Origin of the sequence: Sporosarcina sp. D27, from assembly GCF_000586555.1 — a bacterium.
GTDB lineage: Bacteria > Bacillota > Bacilli > Bacillales_A > Planococcaceae > Sporosarcina.
The window spans coordinates 58,906-81,848 of record NZ_AZUC01000059.1 but is presented as its reverse complement, the minus strand read 5'-3'; the positions used below and the strand labels follow the sequence as shown (position 1 = coordinate 81,848).

18 protein-coding genes are annotated in these 22,943 nt (G+C 40.9%); 10 read left to right on the top strand and 8 right to left on the bottom strand.

The features are described 5' to 3' along the window. The first annotated feature begins 202 nt into the window (after nucleotides 1-202). A complete protein-coding gene (locus tag N693_RS19440) occupies nucleotides 203-3,313 on the top strand; it encodes a beta-N-acetylglucosaminidase domain-containing protein (protein WP_051508763.1) in 3,111 nt (1,036 codons plus the stop codon). A gap of 282 nt (nucleotides 3,314-3,595) precedes the next feature. Here N693_RS19440 and N693_RS0116180 read toward each other — a convergent pair whose 3' ends face one another. From N693_RS0116180 to N693_RS0116160, 5 genes are all read right to left on the bottom strand, one after another. After that, nucleotides 3,596-3,787 (bottom strand): hypothetical protein, encoded by a 192-nt coding sequence (locus N693_RS0116180; RefSeq protein WP_156028949.1) that lies wholly within the window; start codon nucleotides 3,785-3,787, stop codon nucleotides 3,596-3,598. Between the two features lie 278 nt (nucleotides 3,788-4,065). Then, the gene (locus N693_RS0116175; RefSeq protein ID WP_025785873.1) at nucleotides 4,066-4,296 is read right to left on the bottom strand and encodes a hypothetical protein; all 231 of its coding nucleotides are present in this window, start codon (nucleotides 4,294-4,296) and stop codon (nucleotides 4,066-4,068) included. Nucleotides 4,297-4,420: 124 nt separating this feature from the next. Further along, nucleotides 4,421-5,071: an EcsC family protein gene (locus N693_RS0116170; protein WP_025785872.1), complete on the bottom strand. Its 651-nt coding sequence runs from the start codon at nucleotides 5,069-5,071 to the stop codon at nucleotides 4,421-4,423. A gap of 104 nt (nucleotides 5,072-5,175) precedes the next feature. Then, complete coding sequence (locus N693_RS0116165) at nucleotides 5,176-6,249, bottom strand: endonuclease NucS domain-containing protein (protein WP_025785871.1); 1,074 nt, start codon at nucleotides 6,247-6,249, stop codon at nucleotides 5,176-5,178. Nucleotides 6,250-7,016: 767 nt separating this feature from the next. Continuing rightward, the gene (locus tag N693_RS0116160) at nucleotides 7,017-8,042 is read right to left on the bottom strand and encodes an acyltransferase (protein ID WP_025785870.1); all 1,026 of its coding nucleotides are present in this window, start codon (nucleotides 8,040-8,042) and stop codon (nucleotides 7,017-7,019) included. A gap of 430 nt (nucleotides 8,043-8,472) precedes the next feature. On the opposite strand from N693_RS0116160, the gene N693_RS0116150 reads away from it, so the two are divergent. The 3 genes from N693_RS0116150 to N693_RS0116140 all read left to right on the top strand — a co-directional run bounded on the left by N693_RS0116150 (nucleotide 8,473) and on the right by N693_RS0116140 (nucleotide 9,848). After that, complete coding sequence (locus tag N693_RS0116150; protein WP_025785869.1) at nucleotides 8,473-8,964, top strand: VanZ family protein; 492 nt, start codon at nucleotides 8,473-8,475, stop codon at nucleotides 8,962-8,964. 68 nt (nucleotides 8,965-9,032) lie between these two features. Then, entirely contained in the window at nucleotides 9,033-9,257 is a 225-nt protein-coding gene (locus N693_RS0116145) for a hypothetical protein (RefSeq protein ID WP_025785868.1), read from the top strand. Nucleotides 9,258-9,359: 102 nt separating this feature from the next. Beyond that, a complete protein-coding gene (locus N693_RS0116140; protein ID WP_025785867.1) occupies nucleotides 9,360-9,848 on the top strand; it encodes a general stress protein in 489 nt (162 codons plus the stop codon). Between the two features lie 65 nt (nucleotides 9,849-9,913). On the opposite strand, the gene N693_RS19435 is transcribed toward N693_RS0116140, so the two are convergent. After that, a complete protein-coding gene (locus N693_RS19435; RefSeq protein ID WP_025785866.1) occupies nucleotides 9,914-12,427 on the bottom strand; it encodes an S-layer homology domain-containing protein in 2,514 nt (837 codons plus the stop codon). Nucleotides 12,428-12,670: 243 nt separating this feature from the next. Further along, nucleotides 12,671-14,398: a phospho-sugar mutase gene (locus tag N693_RS0116130; protein ID WP_156028948.1), complete on the bottom strand. Its 1,728-nt coding sequence runs from the start codon at nucleotides 14,396-14,398 to the stop codon at nucleotides 12,671-12,673. Between the two features lie 279 nt (nucleotides 14,399-14,677). Between N693_RS0116130 and N693_RS0116125 the strand changes: the two genes are divergently transcribed. From N693_RS0116125 to N693_RS0116110, 4 genes are read left to right on the top strand one after another with little or no spacing between them, the layout of a single operon-like run. Then, nucleotides 14,678-15,610, top strand: a complete 933-nt coding sequence (locus N693_RS0116125) for a glycosyltransferase family 2 protein (protein ID WP_025785864.1) — start codon at nucleotides 14,678-14,680, stop codon at nucleotides 15,608-15,610. A 4-nt stretch (nucleotides 15,611-15,614) separates the two neighbouring features. Further along, complete coding sequence (locus N693_RS19430; protein WP_025785863.1) at nucleotides 15,615-17,360, top strand: DUF6020 family protein; 1,746 nt, start codon at nucleotides 15,615-15,617, stop codon at nucleotides 17,358-17,360. After that, nucleotides 17,353-17,697, top strand: coding sequence for a membrane protein (locus N693_RS0116115; protein ID WP_025785862.1), 345 nt, complete (start codon nucleotides 17,353-17,355; stop codon nucleotides 17,695-17,697). Before N693_RS19430 ends, N693_RS0116115 begins: the two co-directional genes overlap by 8 nt. Beyond that, nucleotides 17,678-18,028 carry an EamA family transporter gene (locus N693_RS0116110; RefSeq protein ID WP_253271212.1) on the top strand — a complete coding sequence of 117 codons (351 nt, stop codon included), beginning with the start codon at nucleotides 17,678-17,680 and terminating at the stop codon, nucleotides 18,026-18,028. Before N693_RS0116115 ends, N693_RS0116110 begins: the two co-directional genes overlap by 20 nt. 45 nt (nucleotides 18,029-18,073) lie before the next feature. On the opposite strand, the gene galU is transcribed toward N693_RS0116110, so the two are convergent. Continuing rightward, on the bottom strand, nucleotides 18,074-18,958 hold the full coding sequence (gene galU / locus N693_RS0116105; RefSeq protein WP_025785860.1) for a UTP--glucose-1-phosphate uridylyltransferase GalU: 885 nt from the start codon (nucleotides 18,956-18,958) through the stop codon (nucleotides 18,074-18,076). 466 nt (nucleotides 18,959-19,424) lie between these two features. On the opposite strand from galU, the gene N693_RS0116100 reads away from it, so the two are divergent. Both N693_RS0116100 and N693_RS0116095 read left to right on the top strand, forming a co-directional pair. Next, nucleotides 19,425-20,045, top strand: a complete 621-nt coding sequence (locus tag N693_RS0116100) for an S-layer homology domain-containing protein (RefSeq protein ID WP_025785859.1) — start codon at nucleotides 19,425-19,427, stop codon at nucleotides 20,043-20,045. A gap of 295 nt (nucleotides 20,046-20,340) precedes the next feature. Continuing rightward, nucleotides 20,341-22,854, top strand: a complete 2,514-nt coding sequence (locus N693_RS0116095) for a phosphodiester glycosidase family protein (protein WP_025785858.1) — start codon at nucleotides 20,341-20,343, stop codon at nucleotides 22,852-22,854. Nucleotides 22,855-22,943: the final 89 nt, after the last annotated feature.

Sequence of the window (22,943 nt, the reverse complement as noted above, 5' to 3'; positions counted from 1 at the left end):
TTTGTTGTTTTAGAGGGAGATTCTTTTTATGTGCATAACCTTTTTCCATAAATATAAAAAGGAGGGTATCCAATATTTTCATATTTTTCATAGTGGACGATGTATTTTAAAAAAGTGTGTACGTTAAAAAACAATGACACTCGTAGTCATTAAGTAGAAAAGAAGGAACGTAAACTATTTTAAATAGTAAAGGGGAATTCACATGCATTTATCTAGAAAAAAGAAACATTCTTTATTAGCAATACTGATGTCTTTGGTAATGTTAATTTCATTACTACCACCTAGCTTTATTGTACAAGCAGAAGAAGGAAAAAAAGAAGCTAGCAAAAAAGTTAGTACCCCGGCAAAAGCAAAAGATAAGAAAGGTTATGAAATTTACCCACTTCCTCAAAGCATTGTATACAACAAAGGAAATCTTGACTTAGGTTCAGATATTAACGTTGTCTTTGAAAGTGGTTTAGATGAAGCAACAAAAAATCGGTTAAACGAAGTGTTAGCAATTAAAAATATTAACCATACAGTAGGTACAGAAATTCAAGAAGGAAAAACAAACGTTATTGTTGGGATCAACAACTCAGGCGAAATCGTTGATAAGTACTTCAATTCAAAAGGGTTAGATGATGAAGCTCATTTTAAAGAAAACGATTCTCATATCATATCTGTTCGTGATAATGTAATCGCTGTATTAGGTAAAGATACAGATTCTGCTTTCTATGGGATTACATCTTTAAAATTAATCTTTAAGCAATTAGAAGGCTATGAAATTAAAAACCTCTTACTAAAAGATTATTCAGATGGGCATTGGCGAGGATTTATTGAAGGATATTATGGTATTCCTTGGAGCAATGAAAACCGTAAGAGCTTAATGGAATTTGGTGGAGACTTTAAGATGAATGCTTACATCTTCGCACCAAAAGATGATGAGTATCACAGTCTTAAATGGAGAGAACCCTACCCAGTCGGAAAGTTAACTGAAATTAAAGAATTGGTTGAAGTTGGAGCTGCTTCAAAGAACAAATTCATTTGGACGATTCATCCATTCTTACACAATCCAATTCAATTTGAGGATGAAGCAAAATATCAAGAGGATTTAGCAACAATCATTACTAAATTTGAGCAATTATACGATGTTGGTGTACGTCAATTTGGTGTACTTGGTGATGATGCAGCAGAAGGAGAAGCAGCAGATCAAGTAAGGTTAATGAACGACTTAGAAGAGTGGAGCATATCGAAAGGCGATGTTTATAGCTTTATCTTCGTCCCTAAGGTATATACAAAAGAGTCTGCAGGTGGCGATGTTAATAACGAATATTTGAATACAATTGGACAAATGCCTAAATCTACTGAAATTATGTGGACAGGTGACGTAGTTCTTGGTGATGTAAATAAAGAAACATTTGATTTCTTTGAAGAAGCAGTTGGCCGTGAAGCATTCATGTGGTTAAACTGGCCAGTTAATGATATTAACAATAAGAGGTTACTCATGGGGAAAGGTGAAATGCTAGACCCATCTGTTACCAACTTCCGTGGTATTGTAACGAACCCAATGCAAGAAGCTCAATCTTCAAAAGTAGCTCTATTTGCAATCGCAGACTACGGTTGGAATCGAGCAGGTTTCGACATGGACAAAAGCTGGAAGGATTCTTTCAAGTACATCGAACCAGATGCAGCAGAAGAGTTACACACATTTGCAAAACATATGAGTGATCCAACTCCAAACTGGCATGGTTTAGCTTTAGAAGAGTCAGAAGAATTAGCTCCCTATATAAAAGATTTCACAAAAAAACTATTTGCTGGAAAGTCCATTAAAAAAGATAGCAAGTACTTGTTAAAAGAGTATAGCAAGATTGTAGATGATACAAATAGCTTCGCACAAAAATCTGAAAATGAACTATTAAAGACAGAAATTAAAGGTTGGGTTGATTCGTTAAGAGATGAAGCCGAATCAACAATTGCCTATATAAATGCAGCAGTAGCTTTCGAACAAGGTAATTATGATGAGGCCATGAAGTACTATGTTCAAGGTGAAGATGAATACACTGCTTCAAAATCCCATAGAGTTCCAGCAATCAATAATGGTCAAACTAGACCAGAACCAGGAACAAAATATTTAGTACCATTTATTAATGACTTATCAAGATTAATAAGCGAAAAGTTTAATCAAAAAAATAATCCAGATACGAATGGATTAGTACTCTTCCCTTACACAAACATGGGACCAAACTTATATTGGGGACATATTCAAAATATCGTAGATGGTGGTACTGATAGATTATCAACTATGTGGGTACGCCGCGGTGCGAAGGAAGATGACTTTGTTGCGGTAGAATTAAATAAAGTAACTGACGTTCATAGCATTACTTTTGAACAGGGTGAGCCAGGTGCTGGTGACTCATTTAACTATGTTAAATTCCAATATTCCATGAACGGGAAAAAGTGGAAAGACGTAGATGGAAAAATATATGGTCCTAATACGCAAAAAATCGTTATCGATGACTTACATGTAAAAGCGAAACATATAAGAGTAATTCCAACAGGTGAACTTAAGAATAACTGGATATCTGTTCGTGAATTATCCATCAACAAAGATGATGCGGATCATATTAAAAGAAATGTATACACAAACGTTAAAAAGTTAGCAACAAACCAAGTAGATATCTACCCATCGAACGCGACACTTGAGAATCTAAAAGGGATTAAATTAGGAAAAGGTCAATATGTTGGTATCAAACTCAACAAAATTAAAGAATTAACATCGATCATTGCTGATGTTACAAACAATGAACAATTAACATTAGAAGCATCCATCAATGGTGTTGAATGGACAGCAGTAACGGATTTAACAAAGGTTAGAAGTGCAAATTATGTTCGTTTGATTAACAACACAAAACATGCAGTTACATTTGATATTACCAATTTAGAAGTACAATATTCCAATAATGATGTTACATTTGAGGTTAGTCCAACTGCTGAAGCTAAATTTGAAGCAGCTAACATCATCGACAGTAAATTAAACACAGCATTTAAACCAAATGTAAATGCACCTAAGAGTGGCAGCCTGGTATACAAACTTTCTGATAGCACTGATATCAATAAGTTTACTGTAAACCAAAACCCCTCAACTATTTCAAATGCAGTTGTTTCAATAAGAACTGAAAATGGTTGGTCTAAAGTTGGTACGCTAACTAAATCTGAGAATGTATTTAGCACACCTAAATCTAAAAATGTATTTGAAATCAAGATTGAATGGGATGGTGTGGCACCCACACTTCATGAAATCGGTCTTTCATCAGGTAAGAAGAAAGGCAAGTAAATAAAGATGTATTAGTTATATTGTTAAGATGTTATCTGTGTACAACACAACTCCAGAACAATTCTGAATAGTGTTCGAGTTGTTCTGCGCACAGACAATCTATTAATTCACAATTATCAAATTTGTGAAAGACGACTCCCACGACCACGGTAATGGCCGGCAACCAGGGAGGCGTCTTTTCCTTTCTACTGATTTCCTTTCTACTGATTTCCTTTGGACATTATATCCTCCAGAAGCGGGAATGGTAGGCCATCTTAAACACAAATTTCGCATTCCTATAATTCATCGCCCATTATAATTCATATACTCAATATAGTACTTAATCGTCCGCGAATACGCTTTTACTGAATCATTATAATGTACAGCAATCTGCTTCTCCATCTCTTCTGTCAACTCCGGTTCTCCATTATATATTTTAAGCCTCTTCAAGTTTAGCAAGCGTTTATTGTACTGCTCTGCCGAATTATCTTTCAACTGCTTTTCCCCTGAAGTTAAGGTATGTCTAATTTTAAGATAATCAATAAACTCCATTGCTTATTTTCCCCTTATGTCTTATTCTCTACTACTTTTGGTCTCATAGCTAATTTCGCTACTTCGACTAGACGCTTAGCGTGTGTGTAGTGCAAAATAGAAGTACATAGTTTTGAAATGAAAAAGTACATAACGTTGCCTGAGCACGACACAATTCCAGAACAATTCTGGAGTTGTGTCGTGCTCAGGCGGTCGTTTTTTTATTACCTTACTATATCATCTTATTTAGATTCTAATTGTCTTTTTCTCTTATTTGCAAATTCGGCTGATACCTTAAAAGTATAACTTGCACCATTATAGCTCCAGATATCTCCATAGCAGTACCCATTTTGGATAGCATTGAATCGCTTGAATCGATCTCCTGTATACTGTTGCAAGTAGCGACCTGCATCTTGAATGCTTTCACATTCTTTCAACAACTCACCATTTTTATAAATTTCAACAGAAATCATCCAATCACCTTATGTATTTATTTTTTTATAAAAAAACTACTCTTGTTGTATATAACTTATCGAATTATTGAGTGGTGCCTAGTTATTCTTAGTTTTACTAGGTACACTGACAAGTCTTTTCATACTACATAGTTTTAATCACATTTCTATCTTTATCATAGCCGTTTAATTTGAAAGTTCTTTTTGCTGCAGTTGCTATTGTTTTCGTACTAACAACATCAAAACTTCCTCCAATCACTCCGCCTAAAACCGGAACCATCTTCCCTAAATTGATAATACCTTTTTGACCAAACTTAGTGACCAAACGAAAACCAACTTTTTGATTAATCTTTACTAATACTTGTGTTGGAATTCTTTTAACCTGAGCCTCCCCAACATTCAAACCAATTTTCACTCCAGCGGACTTCACTACTTCCGCCACACTTTGTCCAGTTAAACATGCGTATACAAATGTTTGCACATGGTCATCATAACCTCTTAAATGGGCTATCGATGCAACCATTCTCATTTGAACATAGATTAATGATGCAATGTTAGCTGGGATTGCCACGGGCAAAGTGATTACTCCACCCAGCCCAGTAATAAAACCTGAAGTAGCACACTTTGTCGTCTGCCAATTGATTAGACTATCTATATCTTGGTCTATATTTAAGTTTTTCTCTAAGTAGCTATCTGCTAACTCGTAAGCCGTATCCGTTCCTGGAATACCCTCGATAACCTTATTATATGACCACTCAAGTACTTTTCCAATATTATCTTCGCTTAAAGCCCCCATCTAATTCCCACTAATATCCTCTATAATTAGCGATGCCTGTACACGACACAAAATCAGAACAAGTCTAATTAATGTTCGGATTTTGCGGTGCACAGGCAGCCCTTTTAAATCCCAAAAAACTCCTCCACCTTATCAATCGTATACTGGTTCCGCAGTTTGAATGCCGAGTTTTGATTGGAGCGAAGTCCTAGTGTCCAGAATGCCTTCTGGATTGGAACGGTTTTTTGCCATTCAATTGCAACGACATATTCACATTTTTCAAGGTCATCGGCGTCGTGCCCGATATTCGAATTATGCAGATTGCAATCTAGCAGTCGGCGCTCCCCTTCCTCCAGCAAAACAACCGCCTTTTTTGCTGGAACCGCTTCCTTCACGACTTTTCCTATACCGACATAGCCTTTCCCTGGAATCATACAGAAAATCCGGGCACCAAGAAATAAGTTGTTTAGAGTCTGACTGTACCACTTTCCATTGCCCGCAGCGATAAATCCAAAATTCATCGCATCTGCCCAACTGCGATGTGTTCCATCTTCAAAGTTGACGACGAAATCTCGCTTGTTCCATGGCTCTTTCTTTTTCGCTGCCTTGCTGCTGACTAAGGCATTCTCAGGTAAGTGCGGGTCAATCAGCCACGTTCTTGCAAGAAACTCTTCATCATTTTCGACAAAATACCGGAAATATAATGCGTTGATCGGTACGTTATAATTCTCCGTTAAGTAGTTAATAATTCGTTCTGTTGCGTAATCAAGCTCTGCACAGACGATCACCATCCGATGACTTGCATTCAACTCTTCCGGCAGTTGTTCTTGAAACTGTGCAGCAAATCCTTTTTCGAGCGGCTCCTTATATTTCCCCTCATATAGTTCCTCCACGGCCTCATAAGTCAGTGTTTGGGCCCAGCTTGCATAATCCATCGCCTGAGCCGCCACTTCTCTCGATGTCTGGTTTTTCTTCAGTTCATAAATAATCAGATTCCCTTCACGGTCCATGCCAAGTAGATCTATCGATTTCCCATGTTCCGTCATCACTTGTCGGCCAATGATTAGGACGTCCTCCCCAAGAATAGATGTATCCTTTTCTAGCAATGTCTCTAATTTCTTTTCGGACTGGATAGCTGAATAATGCAAGCGCTTCGGGTGGTCGTTCTCCACCTTCCAAATTCCTACTTCGATCGGCATAAACTTCACTCCCCCTCCTAGTTCCCGTTATATTGTCCCTGCTAGTCGCAACTACAATACAGACATATATACAAGACATGCACAGACCAATACTCCGAACTAATAATATTCCATTAATAATTCCAACAACTCTATAGTTAGTTTCACAAATGGTTGGTACAGTGATTGTAGTTTAAAAGCTTTGCTTGTGTACAACACAAAGCCAGAACTATTCTGAATAGCTATTAATTTTCGTGGTACACAGGCAGGTGCTTTACTAAATCTTTTCAGAAAAGCACGAGCAGACCTTCCCTTTATGCAAAACAAATACAAACATTATGCAAAAAATCGCCGTCTTTTAATTCTCCTTCCTCTTCATCATTACCACCCCTTCTTCCACATCAGTTTCCACTAACTCAAATCCTAAACGCATTACCACTATCCAAGATTACTTAGTTCCATTAAAGGTTCAATGAAAAATTTCACTATCCATTACTAAATAAGTGAGTTCTCTAAATATCGCATTCTCTTTGCTTTCATTTTCGAGAAAAGTGTAAAGACAAAGTGCCCATCACCAAATCTGCGATGGGCTTTGATTCTTTATTCTCCAAGTACATCATATCTCAATCCTGCACCCAGAACCTTTTCCGTGCTTAATCATAATTAGCGAATTTTTAAATATACGACTTGTCCTATATATCTTCCGCTTTCAACCTATTTATAATGTAACAGCTAGCGGCACTTCAATTAACCTAACGTGACCAATTCACATGATATCACATCAGTCCTTAAGGTATAATTCCTCTTAATACCGGCACTTTCTTGATGAAACGAACCAGTATTGTACTAATTGTAACGATGAGTAACACTTTATAAGGTATGCCAATAATCGGATGCAAATCGAACCAAACAAAATCGAATTTTTCGTAAAGCGTCTGCATAACCAAGACATGGATAAGATAGATTCCAAAGCTTGCTTGGCTAATGACTTTTCCAATCCATGGCACCTTTACTTCACCTATTTTGCTCGACTTGAACACCATGAAGAGTGCCACTGCCATAAGAAGTACGTTCGGAGAGTGTTCGTCATACCAAAACTGTTCGAGTGGTTCATCGATTTTTAACGACTCATGGTAAGTCATGAAAAACGTAGTGACAAAGCCTGCAATTCCACCAATATATATAAGGATTCTCCACTTAGCATGGAATTCAAATGTAAATAAATAATAGCCCAGCACGTAATAACCTATGTAATGGGTCACGAAGAATAATTCGATTTCGAAACGATACCCTATGAAATATTCCAGCCAATTAGAAAAGACGGATGCAAAAAGCCACAGTATTAAAAAATACTCAATATCTTTACGCTTAGCGTGCTGTATCAGTATTTTAAGCAGAGGAGTAATGAGATACAACCCTGCAATCATATAGAGAAACCATAGATGATACATGATGTCATCGGTTGCAAAACGTTTTATGAAGTCAGCAACGGAAAACGTTATTTCATCTTTTCGTACTTCGTTCGCATAATAAATGACACTCCATGCAAACAGCGGAATCAGGATTTTCGCTAACTTCTTCTTCAAAAACGACAATATTGTGATTTCCCGTGTACTGCCCAGCATGAGCGCTCCACTGATCATGACGAACATCGGTACCGCCCATCTTGAAATCGATTCATAAAAATTGCCCGCCATCCATGGACTTTTATAGTCTTGCGCGTCATCTGTCACAACCCCCGCCGAAACGTGAATTGTCACAACCGCAAGTGCCGCAAGAATGCGGAGCCAATCCATATAGACAAGCCGTTTCATAGTCGTCCCTCATTTCACTCATTATGTAGATGTACCCTCTCTTATTCCCCATATTCTACTGATGCTAACTTGGTTATGCAGATTGTAAACACTCTGTAATAGTAGGTACCCGCATCAGCGACGGTATTGCACTATGTTTCAAGCGGTCTCAGCGAAACTTAGGCTGTCTTCCACTTCGTACAATGGAAATGGCTGATATTCATTTTTAGATCTAAGTCCTTTGTCACTTGTAGGCATTCCCCCTTATTCACCAGTAAACTCTATCTCATCCTGATTCAACGAAAACCACAGCGCAGGCGTCTGCTGAGGTCGCCGAAGCAAAGAGACAAGACGCACTTCCTTGGCTCTTTGCGAAAGGCATCCTCCAGCGCCAAGCGGTCTCACACCAGTTCCCCCTGCACAACCGCCCAAAATATGTTATACTCGCACCATGAAAAAACTAGTCGTCGTTGTATTACTCATTGGCATTATCGCAGGGCTCTTCATATCCTCCAGTCAAACCTACGAACAACAAACGATTGTTCCAAAACTGCAACAACTGTTGCCTAACCAGCCGCTCGAACAACCGTTATCCAAACTACAGATCCCATACTGGGGGAAAACCATTTCAGTCGACGAACGTGGCTATTACTACTTCATCGAATTTCTAGTACGGAAAAGCGCTCACTTCTTCACATTCGGTGCACTCGCTGCAGTATTCTATTGGCTCTTACCTAAAATGAGATTTCGCTTCTTCATGGCTGCACTCCTTACATTTCTCGCAGCCTCGGCTGATGAATTCCATCAATCGATCACAGGAGGACGCACCGCAACTTGGCAAGATGTCATGCTCGACATGTCCGGAGCACTCGTATTTTTAATCATCATTCAACTTTTCAAACTTTTTCGTTCCAAATCACGCAAAACGTGGACTATGGGCTAAACGAAACGGGCAGCCTGCATCCATTGAGGCTGCCCGTTTTTCATTATAAAATTGAAAGGATGATTCCGATGAAAGAATTTAAAATCACGTATTTCTTTGACGAAGAACACTACATCCGTCGATTTGTTCACTATGAATCAGCGGACGAGGTCATCGCACTACTCGCAAGTGAACGAGACCGCTATATTTCATTTTGGGACAGTCGGGAAATTTACCATGAACTGAACACTGCAAACGTCCGAGTCATTCAACTTTCCGAATACCATCGGGACAATCAGTCTGACCCTCTTTAATTGACGAACAATTCAATCTTCTTGTTTCAGGTTAAGCGTAAAGGGTATCAATAAACAAAGTCTCATAGTATACGTTCTTAACCCGAATGGAGGAAATTGAAGATGAATCGAGAATTTGCTGGAATTTTCCATAGTGAGAATGAGTTGCTAGATAAGATCCATGAACTGCACAAAAACGGAATCGCCGAAGAAAATATGTATGTGGTTACAGAAGACAAAGAAGATGTCTCAATCGTTCGCGGAATGACAGAAGCTGAAATACAAAAAGCGGATGCCTCATGGTGGGACCGATTCACGACATTTCTGTCTGATGAACAACCTGCACGAAAAGCATTGACTCAGATGGATTTGACTGAAGATGAGACAGATCGCTACCTGGCCGCTGTAGAGAACGGTGCCTTCTTATTGTATGTAGATAAAGGTGATTTTTGGGATGCATCTAATCATGATAAAGGAGACCTGACTTCTGCAGTGATAGAAAAGAAGGATCTTGGTAGTTTCAATATTCCTGAGAGTAATGAAATGCTGGAGCGGGATGTTCGTGCTGAGGCACGAGATACGAATTTGCGGGATATTCCTACTAAGTACTGAAATAGATATAAATTTAAGGTTTGAAAAAGGCTCTCCGCTTCTGCGAAGAGCCTTTTTAGTTTAACTTAATTTGAAACGGTAATGTTTGTTGGTACAGATAGCAAATTGCCGTTTTCATCTTTAATGTCCATTGTTTCAACTGGCTTCAATGTGATGCCTTTGTTGATTTGTTCAGATGTCAATGCTGTGTCTAGAGTAATTGTCGCTGTTTTTTTGTCAGCACCGATTACTGCATTCATTTCTTTTGCATCTGCGATTGTCTTACCATCTGATAAGATTGCAAAGTCTGCCAAAGCTCCGCTTGTAACTGCTTCAGAGAATGTCAAAGTAATTTTATTCGTTTCAGTCAAGTTTGCAGAAGTTACCGTTGGTGCAACGTTTTCTTTCAAATCAACTGAACCATTCCATTGCTCCATTGTTTTTGTTGAACCAAGCGCTTTGATGTTTTTAATTGTCATTGCACGCTCGCCATTGAATGTGCTTGAACCTGTTGTCAAATTCAAGATTGCCTCTTGAGTGCCTCCCTTAGCCGCAAGTAACGTTACCGAATCGATTGTAGCACCTTGGATAGAGTAGTTTGCTTTGTTTACTGCAGATGCTCCATCCACTTTTTTATCGAACACTACTTTCACTTTGTTGTTATCCACAACTCCATCAGTGTCTGTAAATGCCTGAACTGATGTGATCCCAACTACTTCTGTGTTTTCAGGAGTCTCATCCGCTACACGAGTAAATTTAAGATTCCCCGTGTTCTCACTTAAGGCAACACCTGATAGCGATTTAACTCCTGAAAGTGTATACGTTAAGTCATATTTCGCCCCTTCAACATCTGCAGTGTCGCCAAGTAGATCAGTAAGCGCAACACGTACTACTTTCTTATTAGACTCATCTTTGTACGAAACTGTTTTCGCATCTAAGGTCACTTTAGGAGTTGTCACGTTGTCTTTTACATAGCTTCCTTTTGCAGAAACTTTTGCATCGGTAAGTGTCACGTCTTTGTTAAATGTAAATTCTACATACTGCTTCAAGTCAGTTGCATCTGCAACGATGTTCGTTCCTGTCACAACTGGTGCTTCAGTATCTTCTGTGAATGTGATTACTTTTGAATAGTCTGTACCAGCTTGTCCACTTAAATCTGAGAAGCCATTTACAACTACTGTTTGTGCTGTTGTTAGGCTATTTCCAGCTGTCACCACATATTTAAGTGGATTTCCAGCATCCTTCTCAACAGTAGTTGCTACTCCGCCAACCGTTACTGTAGGGTTTCCAACTAGTTCTTCAGAGAATAAGACTGTGAATTGGTTTGCATTTATCTGCTCAATGGACTTGACAGTAGGCGCCACTCCGTCAGGTTGTCCTTTAGTTAGTGTAAACTCAGTAGGATTTGGTGAAATTAGGTTACCTGACATATCTTTCGCCGCTACCATTTGTAAGTTGATTGCTTTACCTGCCTCTAATGTCGATGGAAGCGTGAATAAAACTTCTGTTGCACCTTCTTTAAATGTATTAGCTAGTGCGTCAACTGTATTGCCATCTTCGCCTTTGTACGTAATATTGCCTAACGTTTTAATCGGCTCAGAGAATTTCACCTTGTATTGGGAAGCATTTACTTTTTCAGTTGTAAGAACTTTTGGTGCAGTTTTATCTGCAGCGATTGTTACGACTTTAGAGAACTTTTCAATTGCTTTGTTATCTGCTGATTTCACTTTATCAATAACGACTGTGTAATCGCCTTCAACTACTTTACCTGTTGTTACAGTTAATGTTTTGCCGTCTTTTGAAAGTGAACCAGTAGCCGTTTCAGCAGCATTGCTTACTTTAGACATCGTGAATACGCCATCTTTAAACTCTCCCATTTTGCCGTCTTTGAACAAGCTTGCGGGATTGACTGCATCGGTGAATTTCACTTCAATTTGTGTGCCGTTAACGCCTTCGACACTCTCAACCTTGTATTCTTGAGCCGGAGCGTCAAGAGTTTCTAGTCTATGCAAGAAGATTGCTAGCTCACCACGTGTAATAGATAGCGCAGTTCCGAAACTAGTATCTGTCTTACCTGTTGTGATTTTGTTATCCACTAGAGCTGCAACTGCTTCTTTGTAGCGTGTACCCACATCTCCGAATTTCACGTTCGCTGTGTCGCCTTCGATACCGTAAGCTTTTGAAAGCATAATTGCTGCTTCACCGCGTGTAATTGAAAGGTCAGAACCGAATGATGTATTGGTTTTACCATTGATAATGCCTTTTTCTTTCAATGCGCTTACATATTTAGTTGCGCGAGCCGGCACATCACCAAATGTTGAAGCAGGTGCTTTTTTGATTTCATCTTCAGTTAGAGTCGCTTTAGCGATGAGAACTGCAACGTCTACACGTTTAATATTTAATTGTGTGCCGAATTTAGAATCAGAGATTCCTTGTGTAATATTGTTTTCTACTAAATAGTTTACAGCGTCTGCATAACGATCGCTGACGTCTGAGAATTTCATTTCTTTTGCGGATGCTGCTGGTACGACTGCAGTTGCAACGAGTGTAGCTGTAGCTGCTGTTGCAACGAATTTAGAGTAATTATTAGACTTTTTCATTAATAAATCTTCCTCTCAAACTAAAAATTAGATTCTATTCATCCGAAGTAGAATAGGATTCTATTCTATGTTAATACCCAATAGAATGATAGTGGTAAACATTACGTTCACATCATAAATATTCCAACAAAATTACTTTTTTCACAAAATTGTTTCGTAGATTACTATACAAGTTTTTTCGTAAATGGGAACTGATTTGAATAGTTTAGTTGATAGATTGAAAGAAGACTGCGCAGTCTTCTTTCATTTATATAGAGGTTCGACTAGTGCCAAGACCGCTTCTTCAAGCGCTTCACACTTTTTGACGGCGTCCATCCCGCTGTCACCACGGACGCCGATATAGAATTTGCATTTAGGTTCCGTTCCAGATGGCCTAGCGCAACACCAAGACCCATCTGCAAGGCGGAATTTCAACACATTGGATTTTGGTAGACCTGTTGGTTGTTCAGTTCCGTCTGTTGATAGAATTTTGCCTGTTTCATAATCTTCAATTGCTACTATTTCAATGCCTGCAAGATTTATAGGTGGCGTATTCCGTAATGTTGTGAGCACTCTTTCGATCGTTGCCACCCCTTCTTTGCCAGGAATCGTAATTGATTGTAGCGATTCTCTGTAATAACCGACTTTCGTGTAAAGCTTTTGTAATTGTGCATGTAACGAACTGCCTTGACTTTTGTAGTAGGCAGCCGCCTCTGCTGTAAGCAGCGCAGCTTGTACGGCATCCTTATCACGTACAAAATCTTCGATCAAATATCCGTAACTTTCCTCATATCCGAATAGAAATTCGTATTCTCCGGATGTGTTATATTCTTCGATTTTCTCAGCAATGTACTTGAATCCAGTGAGCGTATCCTCTGTAGCGACTCCATATTGTGAGGCAATCGCACGTCCCATTTCTGACGTGACAATCGTTTTCAATAGGAGCCCATTATCCGGTAACGTTCCTGCTTGTTGACGCTGCTCTAGCAAATAGTTCAGCAGCAGTGCACCGAGCTGATTACCCGTCAGCAAATCGTACCCTCTTGTTGGCAAAGCGATTGCTGCACCAAGACGGTCTGCGTCGGGATCAGTTGCAAGTAATAAATCTGCATCTACTCTTGCCCCGAGTTGGATTGCAAGCTTGAAAGCTTCCTCTTCTTCCGGATTTGGATAAGACACCGTGGGGAACTCTGGATCTGGTTGTTCTTGTTCAGGAACAATCGTTACTTGTTCATAGCCGAAGTTGTGCAACGCTTGTTGAACCGGGACGTTTCCGGTTCCGTGAATGGGCGTATAGACGATTTTCACTTCATCACGAGAGAATTCTCCTAATTGTAGGGTTTTCAGTCTTTCCTGGTACGATGCATCCATATCTTCAGTAAGGAACGTGAGCAAACCATTTTCCTTTAATCCGGCTTCAGACAGGGCTTCAATGAAGAAAACATCTTCAATTGCTTCCATATGATCTACAATTGAAGCAGCTTTCTCAGGAGGCAATTGCCCCCCGTCTTCCCCGTATACTTTGAAGCCGTTGTATTCTTTTGGATTATGGCTCGCAGTAATGACTACACCACTAAATGTAGCCAATTCGCGGACAGCGAAAGACAGTTCAGGTGTCGGCCTTGGTTCGCTGAACACAAACGAGCGGATGTTATGTGCTCCAAGGACTTTCGCTGTCTCGAGTGCAAATTCTCTCGACTGGTAACGCGTATCATAAGCGATTGCGACACCCCGTTGCTTTGCACTTGGCCCATGTTCTTCAATCATTCTGGCCAACCCTTCAGCTACTCTACGAATCGTACATCGATTTATACGGTTCGTACCTGCACCAAGTAAACCACGCATGCCACCCGTCCCAAATTCCAGCCACTTATAAAATCGATCAGCAATCTCATTTTCACTTTCCGCAATCGCTTTCAATTCATCGAGAAGAACATCAGGCAACTCTTCCTGACCTAACCATTGCTGAAATCTATCTATCACTTCTGTCACAACCTTCGCCCCCTTAAAATATATTCATCTTTTTTGTCTATTTCTATAGTCGAAGTATACTATTTTCAACCAATTAGAGCAAAACATTGGTAGATCCTGGTTTTCCTAATTTATAAAAGGGTATTCAGATAACAGCAAACACCAGTTTTCATACCTTGGAGCTAAGAAACAACTAGTGATTGAAGTAATCTTACAGCACCACTAGCAAAACTAAGCTGTATAATCAATACTGTTCATGGTAAAATGCACTCTAAGCTTACTCACAAAAGGAGATACTCTATGGAAATCGCAATACTTGTTCCCTGTTACAATGAAGAACAGACTATTGGTAATGTAATCGATGACTTTAAGCGAGAACTGCCCAATGCCAAAATTTATGTCTATGACAACAACTCGTCCGATAAAACGTCCGAAGTTGCTCGTGCGCACGGTGCCATCGTACGGTTTGAACCGCGCCAAGGAAAAGGAAATGTCGTTCGTTCCATGTTCCGTGACATCGAAGCCGATTATTACGTTATGGTAGACGGAGACGATACCTATCCGGCTGAATTTGTGCATGATATTTTAGCACCTGTTCAAAATGGTGAAGCGAACCTCGTAATCGGCGATCGTTTATCAAATGGTACTTATTTTAATGAAAACAAACGTCAATTCCACGGATTTGGTAACAATCTCGTCAAAGGTCTCATTAATAAGCTCTATAAAAGCAACATAACGGACATCATGACAGGTTACCGTGGATTCGATCGACTGTTCGTCAAGTCCATGCCTGTCACAAGCCCTGGTTTTGAAATCGAGACAGAGATGTCCATTCATGCACTTGATAATCGTTTTTTGATAAAAGAAGTACCGATCGATTACCGAGATCGTCCCGAAGGCAGTGAGTCGAAGTTGAACACAATCACTGACGGCATAAAAGTGCTACGGATGATCTTTACGCTGTTCAAAGATTACAAACCGATGCTGTTCTTCTCGGTGTGGGCGGCTCTTTTCCTAGTGCTCGGTCTAGCTGTTGGCACACCTGTCATTATGGAATACGTCCAGACAAGCTTCATTAGTAAAGTACCTTCAGCCATTCTTGCAGTAGGCTTCGTATTACTTGCTATGCTGTCGCTTGCATGCGGACTTATTTTGGATACCGTCGCGGGTACGCACCGCAAAAACTATGAATTACAGTTGAATCGTATTAGCGAACGCACAGAGAGAGGGTGATCCGATGTCGAAGAACATTCTTCGCTGGGTGATCATTTCTGCCTTTGGTCTTTATCTTAGTGGATCGATGTTGTTCTTTTTTATGCCGATTCGAAACGTTTCAATAGTAATTGTTTTACTAGTAACTGCTCTCATGGCAGGATGCGTCTATTACGCACTTAAATTTTGGCCGATGCTACGTAAACTACCTAAAGGCAAGCAGATTAGTTTTGCCATTTTCGGCACGCTTTTCCCAATGTTCATCGCAGTTAGTATTCGTGGTGAACAGCCTTATTTAACGGATAATCATTTTGTTGTCATTCTGGCTGTATGGTTTGGTGTCTTCCTTGCGGTTCTGGCCATTGTAACAGCAATCATATATTGGTGTTTAACCGCCACCTTGAGCCCTATCAAAAGGCGAGTATCACCTTGGAAAATCGCCTTGTATGCACTTCCTTCACTGATTGTATCGTCGTACTTCCTACTCGCTTTTTATCCCGGTGCAATGACACCCGACTCACTCGCCCAGTGGGATCAAGCACATACGCATAAGTATACGGATTGGCACCCTGTCATCCATACGATGCTGTTAAGTGTTCTAGTAAAAATTTGGGATTCCCCCGCAATCATTGCAATTTTTCAGATTGTATTGATCGGCGCGGGTACTGGACTTGCTGGATGGTCTCTCGAGCACGCTCGGGTTCCTAAACCTTTCATCTGGGTCTCACTCTTGCTGTTTGCAATCAGTCCAGTTCATGCCATCTCTTCTATCACCTTATGGAAAGACGTCGCATATAGTGCTGCGCTATTGTTGTTCACTTTACTCATGTTTATGATTGTCCGCTCTTCTGGAAGAGTGCTTCAACGATGGCCGTTCATTGCCGGGTATGCATTGATTGGATTTATGGTGATGTTTTTCCGTCACAATGGATTCCCTGTATTTTTAATTGTTACAGCGTTTGTCCTGATCATGTATCGATCCTACTGGATAAAGCTATTGCCAGTTGCTGCTGGCATGATATTGATCTATCAAATCATCGTGAACCCTGTGTATACTGCGCTGGAGGTACACCCTTCCGATCCGCAAGAAATGCTCTCTATTCCGACGCAACAAATTGCAGCGATCGTCACTGAAGACGGTGACATGACAGAAAAACAGCGGGACTACGTGAACCGGATTTTCCCAATTGAAAAATGGCATGAGAAATACAATCCATACAGCGTCGACTCCATTAAGTTTTCTTGGGGCGACTACGATCGTTTTACAATTTATGACGATTGGGGTCGCTATGCTCGGAATTATTTACATCTCGTGAAACAGAACCCTGATATTGCTGCAGGAGCGCTTTTCAAACAAACATCGCTCATCTGGCAAATCAATGAACCTGCTGACGGCTATACGAGTAAATACACCACGAACATTTACCTTAATAATGAGTTCGGTCTTGTCAATACTGTGTTGAATGATGATCTTAAAAGGAATGCCTTCAGTTACTTAAAAGAGGCAGATGATTCGATCCCGTTCTTATGGCGCCCTGCTTTTTACACAGCTCTAGCCTTATTGTTTACGTATATTGCGTATTTACGTAATACCTGGCGTGCGTGGTTATTGTTACTACCTGTTGCCCTCAATACAGGTGCTGTGTTCGTCGGCATTCCTGCACAAGATTTCCGTTACCTCCTTGCGAACTCGATGATTATGTTGCCCTTGATTCTGATTAGTTTCGTGAAATTCGAACCGCTGGTGATGGAGGTGGCGAAAGATGACTGAAGCGCGGTCGACGTCACAACTCGGTATCCTCCTTATGGTCGCAGCGGCATTCAGCACAGCGACAGGACAGTTTTTTTGGAAACTTGCAGCTGGTGGGGGGCTATTCGACTGGCACTTATGGATCGGATTCGTGTTCTATGGAATGGGTGCGGTCCTTATGACGATTGCGTTCCGCTTCGGGAGGCTTTCCGTACTTCATCCACTTCTGACAATCGGATATATAATCGCACTAGTTTACGGAGTCAGCTTTTTGAATGAGCCTTTGACTGTTCCCTTAACAATCGGCACTGTACTGATTCTTGTTGGGGTTTGGTTGATTGGAGGCGACGAACATTAATCTGCTGCTAATTCTAATGTTGCTCGTCATGACATGGTGCGGTGCATTCGGTGGTTACTTTTTGAAGCTTGCTTCAGACACTGATTTAAAAAAGGATTTTCCTGCGCTCGTAAAATGGCTCATCATCGGATTGTTGAGTTACGGCTCAGGTGCGATACTGAACATCATTGTTCTGCGCTATTTGCCTTATACGGTCGTGTTCCCGCTAACATCGATCACGTACATTTGGACATTTGCACTCTCTTATTTCCTTCTAGGAGAGCCGATCACGAAACGTAAGTTACTCGGTATTGGCCTAATCATAATTGGGGCAGTTTGTCTCGTTATATAAAAAAGCATCGGCAGAAGAGAATTTTTCTCTTCCCGCCGATGCTTTTTAGTTTACCTTCGTTTTATAGGTCTCAAGTAGACGTTCCATCATCTCAAGCACATCATCTTTTAAATCATCGCGCTCAAGTGCAAACGTCATCGTCGTCTCGATAAACCCTAATTTTTCCCCAACATCAAAGCGACGGCCTTCAAACGCATAGCCATAAACGTCTTGAGTTGTATTCAGCTTTTCAATCGCATCCGTCAGCTGGATCTCTCCACCTTTACCTACTTCCTTATGATCCAAAATCTCAAAGATTTCCGGCGTCAGAACATACCGTCCAACGATTGCGAAATCCGATGGTGCTTCTTCTTGACTTGGTTTCTCCACGAAATTTCTGACTTTCATCAGCCTTGATTCAGTCGTAATCGGGTCAATGACACCATATCGATGAATGTCTTCATGCGGTACTTCCTGGACCCCAATAACACTAGAACCAGTTGCTTCATATTGTTCAATCAATTGCTTTAGCGCCGGTTTATCATTTCGAATGATATCATCGCCAAGCAAGACACCAAAAGGCTCATCTCCGATAAAGTTACGCGCACACCAGATTGCATGTCCAAGTCCTAGCGGTTCTTTTTGACGAATGTAGTGGATATCGACCGCAGCCGACTCTTTGACTTTCTCAAGCAAGTCGTATTTCTCTTTTTGCATCAAGTTTTCTTCCAATTCAAGCGCATTGTCGAAATGATCTTCAATTGCACGTTTGCCTTTTCCTGTCACAATAATGATGTCTTCAATCCCTGATGCAATCGCTTCTTCCACGATATACTGAATTGTTGGCATGTCGACGATTGGAAGCATTTCTTTTGGCATAGCTTTGGTGGCAGGTAAAAAGCGCGTGCCAAGCCCAGCTGCTGGTATGATCACTTTTTTTACTGTTTTCATGGAAACCTCCTGAGTTGTTCATAATTATATAGCTGAAGTATAGCACAGAAAGATAAAATGTAGGTCTGGTGTTGACGACACGTTTGCGCAAATCAGTTTGTGTAACTGAATCGTTTCTTAATACTGATTCAATACCCTAAATTACAGATTTCAAAAGTCCGTGATTTCCCCCTTCCTAAACAAGCGAAGCGCACCCAATTAATCTCTTTAAAAAGTAGTTGAATTGTGTCTCGATTCCTATTAATTTTCCGATCTTGCCGATTCTTCGTGCGAAAGTTCCAATTCCAGCCCCAAACTTTCCGATTACCCAAGTAACAGTTCCGATATCACGCACCCTAATACCGATTCCACTTTCAGCAACACACCACTTCTCGCCGATTTCATCTATTGAGCCATTCGCCCCTTTGCACGTAACTGGAAAACATTGTAGACTTATACAAAGAATATACTGAAGGAGGCACTAAACTTGAAGAAAAAAATTACTGTTGCACTTGCCGCAGGTGTTTTAGCATTTACTATGTCTGCGTCCACATCACTCGCTGCATTTACAGACGTTAGTCCACGTTATGAAAAGGAAGTCAATTACCTCATATCGAACAATTATGCACATGGTCTTACGAGCACGACTTTTGGGACAACCAATTCAATTAAGCGTATCGACGCTGCCGTAATGGTTGCCCGTGCACTCGGATTCTCCGAGTCGAGCAATCTGCCTGATGCAGGATTCACGGATGTTCCTAAAAGTAGAGCTTGGGCTGTCAATGCTCTTGCTTCACGAGATGTCATCTCCGGAAAAACAGCTACAAAATTTGGTGCATCCGATACGATGACTCGTAACGAAATGGCAAGAGTTATCGCTATCGCCTATGGAATGGGTACCTCACTTGACCCCCTTCCGTTTACTGATGTTAACCAGCGGTTCGCACCATATGTCGGTGCTCTCGTTCAAAACGACATCACACAAGGGAAATCCCCTACTAAGTTTGGTGCCGTTGATCCCATTACCCGCGGAGAATTTGCGATTTTCATTTACAAGTCAGAAGGGTTATCTAAAATTGAACCACCTGAAGTTGAAGAAGTTTCTTGACGAATTGGAAAAAATAAGGCTGAAGACACCCTTGCAAAGGTTCTAAAAAAAGTGAACGAATGTGTTTGTGTTATCGTGAAAGTGTGGTAAGATAATACGTGTAGGTAAACCCTGTTTTATTGAATATAGCAAGAATTGTTGAGGCCGAAAAAGAAGCCTGGAGACCCCCTGTGTCTCCAGGCTTCTTTTTGCCTATTTTTCTCCATTCTTGTAATTATTAGATTGTTAGTCCTATATCCTTCATCTAAATTTTTCCTTATACTGGTCTTATCATAAGAGTTAAGGGAGTTTTTTCATGTTATTGAAACGCACACTGCTTTCTAGCGTTGCAGCTGTTGCCCTATTCGGCACGGTATTGCTACAAGCAGAAGCTGCTTCTGTTTCACAAGGGGTCTATCATACAAAGCAATCGATTACAGTCAATGGCAATGCTCAAACGCTCAATCAGTTGAACATTAATCTGACGAAGCCTTACACAACAGTAGATGTCGGCATCAATACACCATTTAACAAACTGGCTACTGTCAATTCACTGGCAACTGCGCATACACAAGTTAACCACCATGTAGTCGGTGCCATCAATGCGTCCCTCTTCCACTTCAAAAATGGATATCCTAGTTATTTATTGACAAAAGACGGTCAAATCCAGCATATCGGTGCGGTTTCTACGAATTATAACGATTTCATGCACACGCCTGCAGCATTCGGTATGACCGCAGACAATCGAGGTAAGATTGGTACATATACGCTATCCCCAACGGTTGAACATAATGGTAAGTCTGTCACGATGACTTCGTTGAACCGAGAGCGTGAAAATAATGAAAGCATCCTCTACACTTCCAGCTGGCCGTACGAAACCACTCGTACAAATGCGACAGGACTTGAAGTGGTCGTTGAGACTTCCAAATCTGCGGAAGGTGGTTTCGCTCTCGGTGAAAAAGTGACTGGAACCGTAACAGGCATTCGCCCATTCGGACAGCAGACCCCTGCGACGGTCCCAAAAAATAGTAAAGGGTTCGTCCTTTCTGCACACGGCAAGGAAGTTGATAAAATCCGCAATATGAAAAAAGGCGATACAGTTTCCATTTCATACAACGTGGATCCATCATGGCGCGACTCGAAATTCATGCTTGCATCAGGTCCATTGCTCGTCCAAAACGGTAAAGTCGATATGACGATTGATCCGAATACTGATAAGGCGACAAGGCGCACCGCGCGTACAGCTGTTGCGACGGATAAAACCGGTCAGCAGGTATATCTTGTTACAGCCGATGCTGGTTTGAAAGGGAAAAGTACAGGAATGACTATGAAGGAATTCGCTCAATACCTAGTTTCGATCGGTGCGTACAACGCGTTGAACTTGGATGGTGGCGGTTCAACGACTATGGTGACCCGCAAACCTGGAAACGTCTATCCAACACTTGCGAACCGCCCTTCAGAGGCAACTGACCGTTCAGTTAGTGCAATTCTAGAAGCAGTCAGCACAGCTCCATACGACAAAGCGGCAACAATTTCCGCAAGTCAAGCACAAGAAGGACAAGTCGGAATTGGCGCTTCAGTCGGTTTCAAAGTCAACTCTGCACTCGACCAATATTTGAATGTACGCACCGTCAACCAAGCAAATGTGAAATTACTTGGCGTTTCTAGTGGCATCGGTAAAATTGAAAATAATAAATTCGTTGGTGTGAAAGCTGGAACTGGTACGGTTACAGTTGGTTATGAAAATGCAAAAGTGAATGTACCTGTTACAGTTACAGACTCGATCGATGACATTGTCTTTACACCTTCTGTCATCACACTAGGTACAGGTGAATCGATTAAATTGAACGTTTCCGGTACATCTAAAAATAATAAAGTCATCTTCAATCCAAATGCGATTGACGTGACTGCATCTGCTGGAATCGGAACGGTGAATAACAAGACGTTTACTGCTGCAGCAAAAGAAGGTACTGGAACACTCACAGCAACCTATGGACGGACATCGAAAAAAGTTCCTGTTACGGTTACCGACAAACCTATAAGTCTTGAATCATTCGAGTCAACTGCCGGAATGAGCGCAACAGGTATTCGTGCCTCCGCTTCCCTCTCTTCGGAAAAGAGAATTCAAGCACATGAAGGTAAGGTCTCTGCCCGCCTAAACTATGATTACACAGCAAACAAGGACGGTGTGTCTGCAGCGTACCTGAACTTTGCTGGCGGTCTTCCATTAGCATCCAGTCCAAAAGAACTTGGTGTTTGGGTGTATGGTGACGGAAACGCACATTGGCTACGCGGATCACTGCGTGATGCAAATGGTAAGGAAGTTATCGTAGATTTCACGAAGGAAAATGGACAAGACTGGAGAGGCTGGAAGTACGTCACTGCAAGCATTCCTTCTTCCGCTCCAGCTCCATTAAAACTTGATAAAGTCTACGTTGCGGAACGCTCTTCTGCTAAGAAGGACAAAGGGTTCTTACTCTTTGACCAACTTCAAGTCAGATATTCTGATAAAACATATCAGGAACGCGCATTCCAGCCTTCTTCATCCGCACGTACTGAAAATGCAAATAAAACATTCACTGTGAAATTTACGCAAGCGATGGATGAGCGTTACTTTACGAATGGCTATGTATATGTTGAAGATGAATTCGGAGAACGCCAAGCTGTCACAGTTTCAAAAACAGCAGATGCTCGGAAAGTCAGCGTGAAAGCACCTGCTTCCGGATATACGGCTGGCAAAAACTATCGTCTTGTTGTCACGCATTTCGCCAAAAATGCTCAAGGAGTATCGATGGTGAAAGACAGTGTGACTGAATTTAAGGTTCGGTAAATAATCACCCTGCAGGCAAATTCTGCAGGGTTTTTCTCTGTCCTAAAACTGTGTTCGAAACCAATATGTTACAATAGGGGAATGAAAAT

Excerpts from the sequence above, each read along its gene's own strand:
- N693_RS19440 (WP_051508763.1), top strand. The coding sequence starts at position 203 with ATGCATTTATCTAGAAAAAAGAAACATTCTTTATTAGCAATACTGATG.
- N693_RS0116175 (WP_025785873.1), bottom strand. The coding sequence starts at position 4,296 with ATGATTTCTGTTGAAATTTATAAAAATGGTGAGTTGTTGAAAGAATGT.
- N693_RS0116170 (WP_025785872.1), bottom strand. The coding sequence starts at position 5,071 with ATGGGGGCTTTAAGCGAAGATAATATTGGAAAAGTACTTGAGTGGTCA.
- N693_RS0116165 (WP_025785871.1), bottom strand. The coding sequence starts at position 6,249 with ATGCCGATCGAAGTAGGAATTTGGAAGGTGGAGAACGACCACCCGAAG.
- N693_RS0116160 (WP_025785870.1), bottom strand. The coding sequence starts at position 8,042 with ATGAAACGGCTTGTCTATATGGATTGGCTCCGCATTCTTGCGGCACTT.
- N693_RS0116150 (WP_025785869.1), top strand. The coding sequence starts at position 8,473 with ATGAAAAAACTAGTCGTCGTTGTATTACTCATTGGCATTATCGCAGGG.
- N693_RS0116145 (WP_025785868.1), top strand. The coding sequence starts at position 9,033 with ATGAAAGAATTTAAAATCACGTATTTCTTTGACGAAGAACACTACATC.
- N693_RS0116140 (WP_025785867.1), top strand. The coding sequence starts at position 9,360 with ATGAATCGAGAATTTGCTGGAATTTTCCATAGTGAGAATGAGTTGCTA.
- N693_RS19435 (WP_025785866.1), bottom strand. The coding sequence starts at position 12,427 with ATGAAAAAGTCTAATAATTACTCTAAATTCGTTGCAACAGCAGCTACA.
- N693_RS0116125 (WP_025785864.1), top strand. The coding sequence starts at position 14,678 with ATGGAAATCGCAATACTTGTTCCCTGTTACAATGAAGAACAGACTATT.
- N693_RS19430 (WP_025785863.1), top strand. The coding sequence starts at position 15,615 with ATGTCGAAGAACATTCTTCGCTGGGTGATCATTTCTGCCTTTGGTCTT.
- N693_RS0116115 (WP_025785862.1), top strand. The coding sequence starts at position 17,353 with ATGACTGAAGCGCGGTCGACGTCACAACTCGGTATCCTCCTTATGGTC.
- galU (WP_025785860.1), bottom strand. The coding sequence starts at position 18,958 with ATGAAAACAGTAAAAAAAGTGATCATACCAGCAGCTGGGCTTGGCACG.
- N693_RS0116095 (WP_025785858.1), top strand. The coding sequence starts at position 20,341 with ATGTTATTGAAACGCACACTGCTTTCTAGCGTTGCAGCTGTTGCCCTA.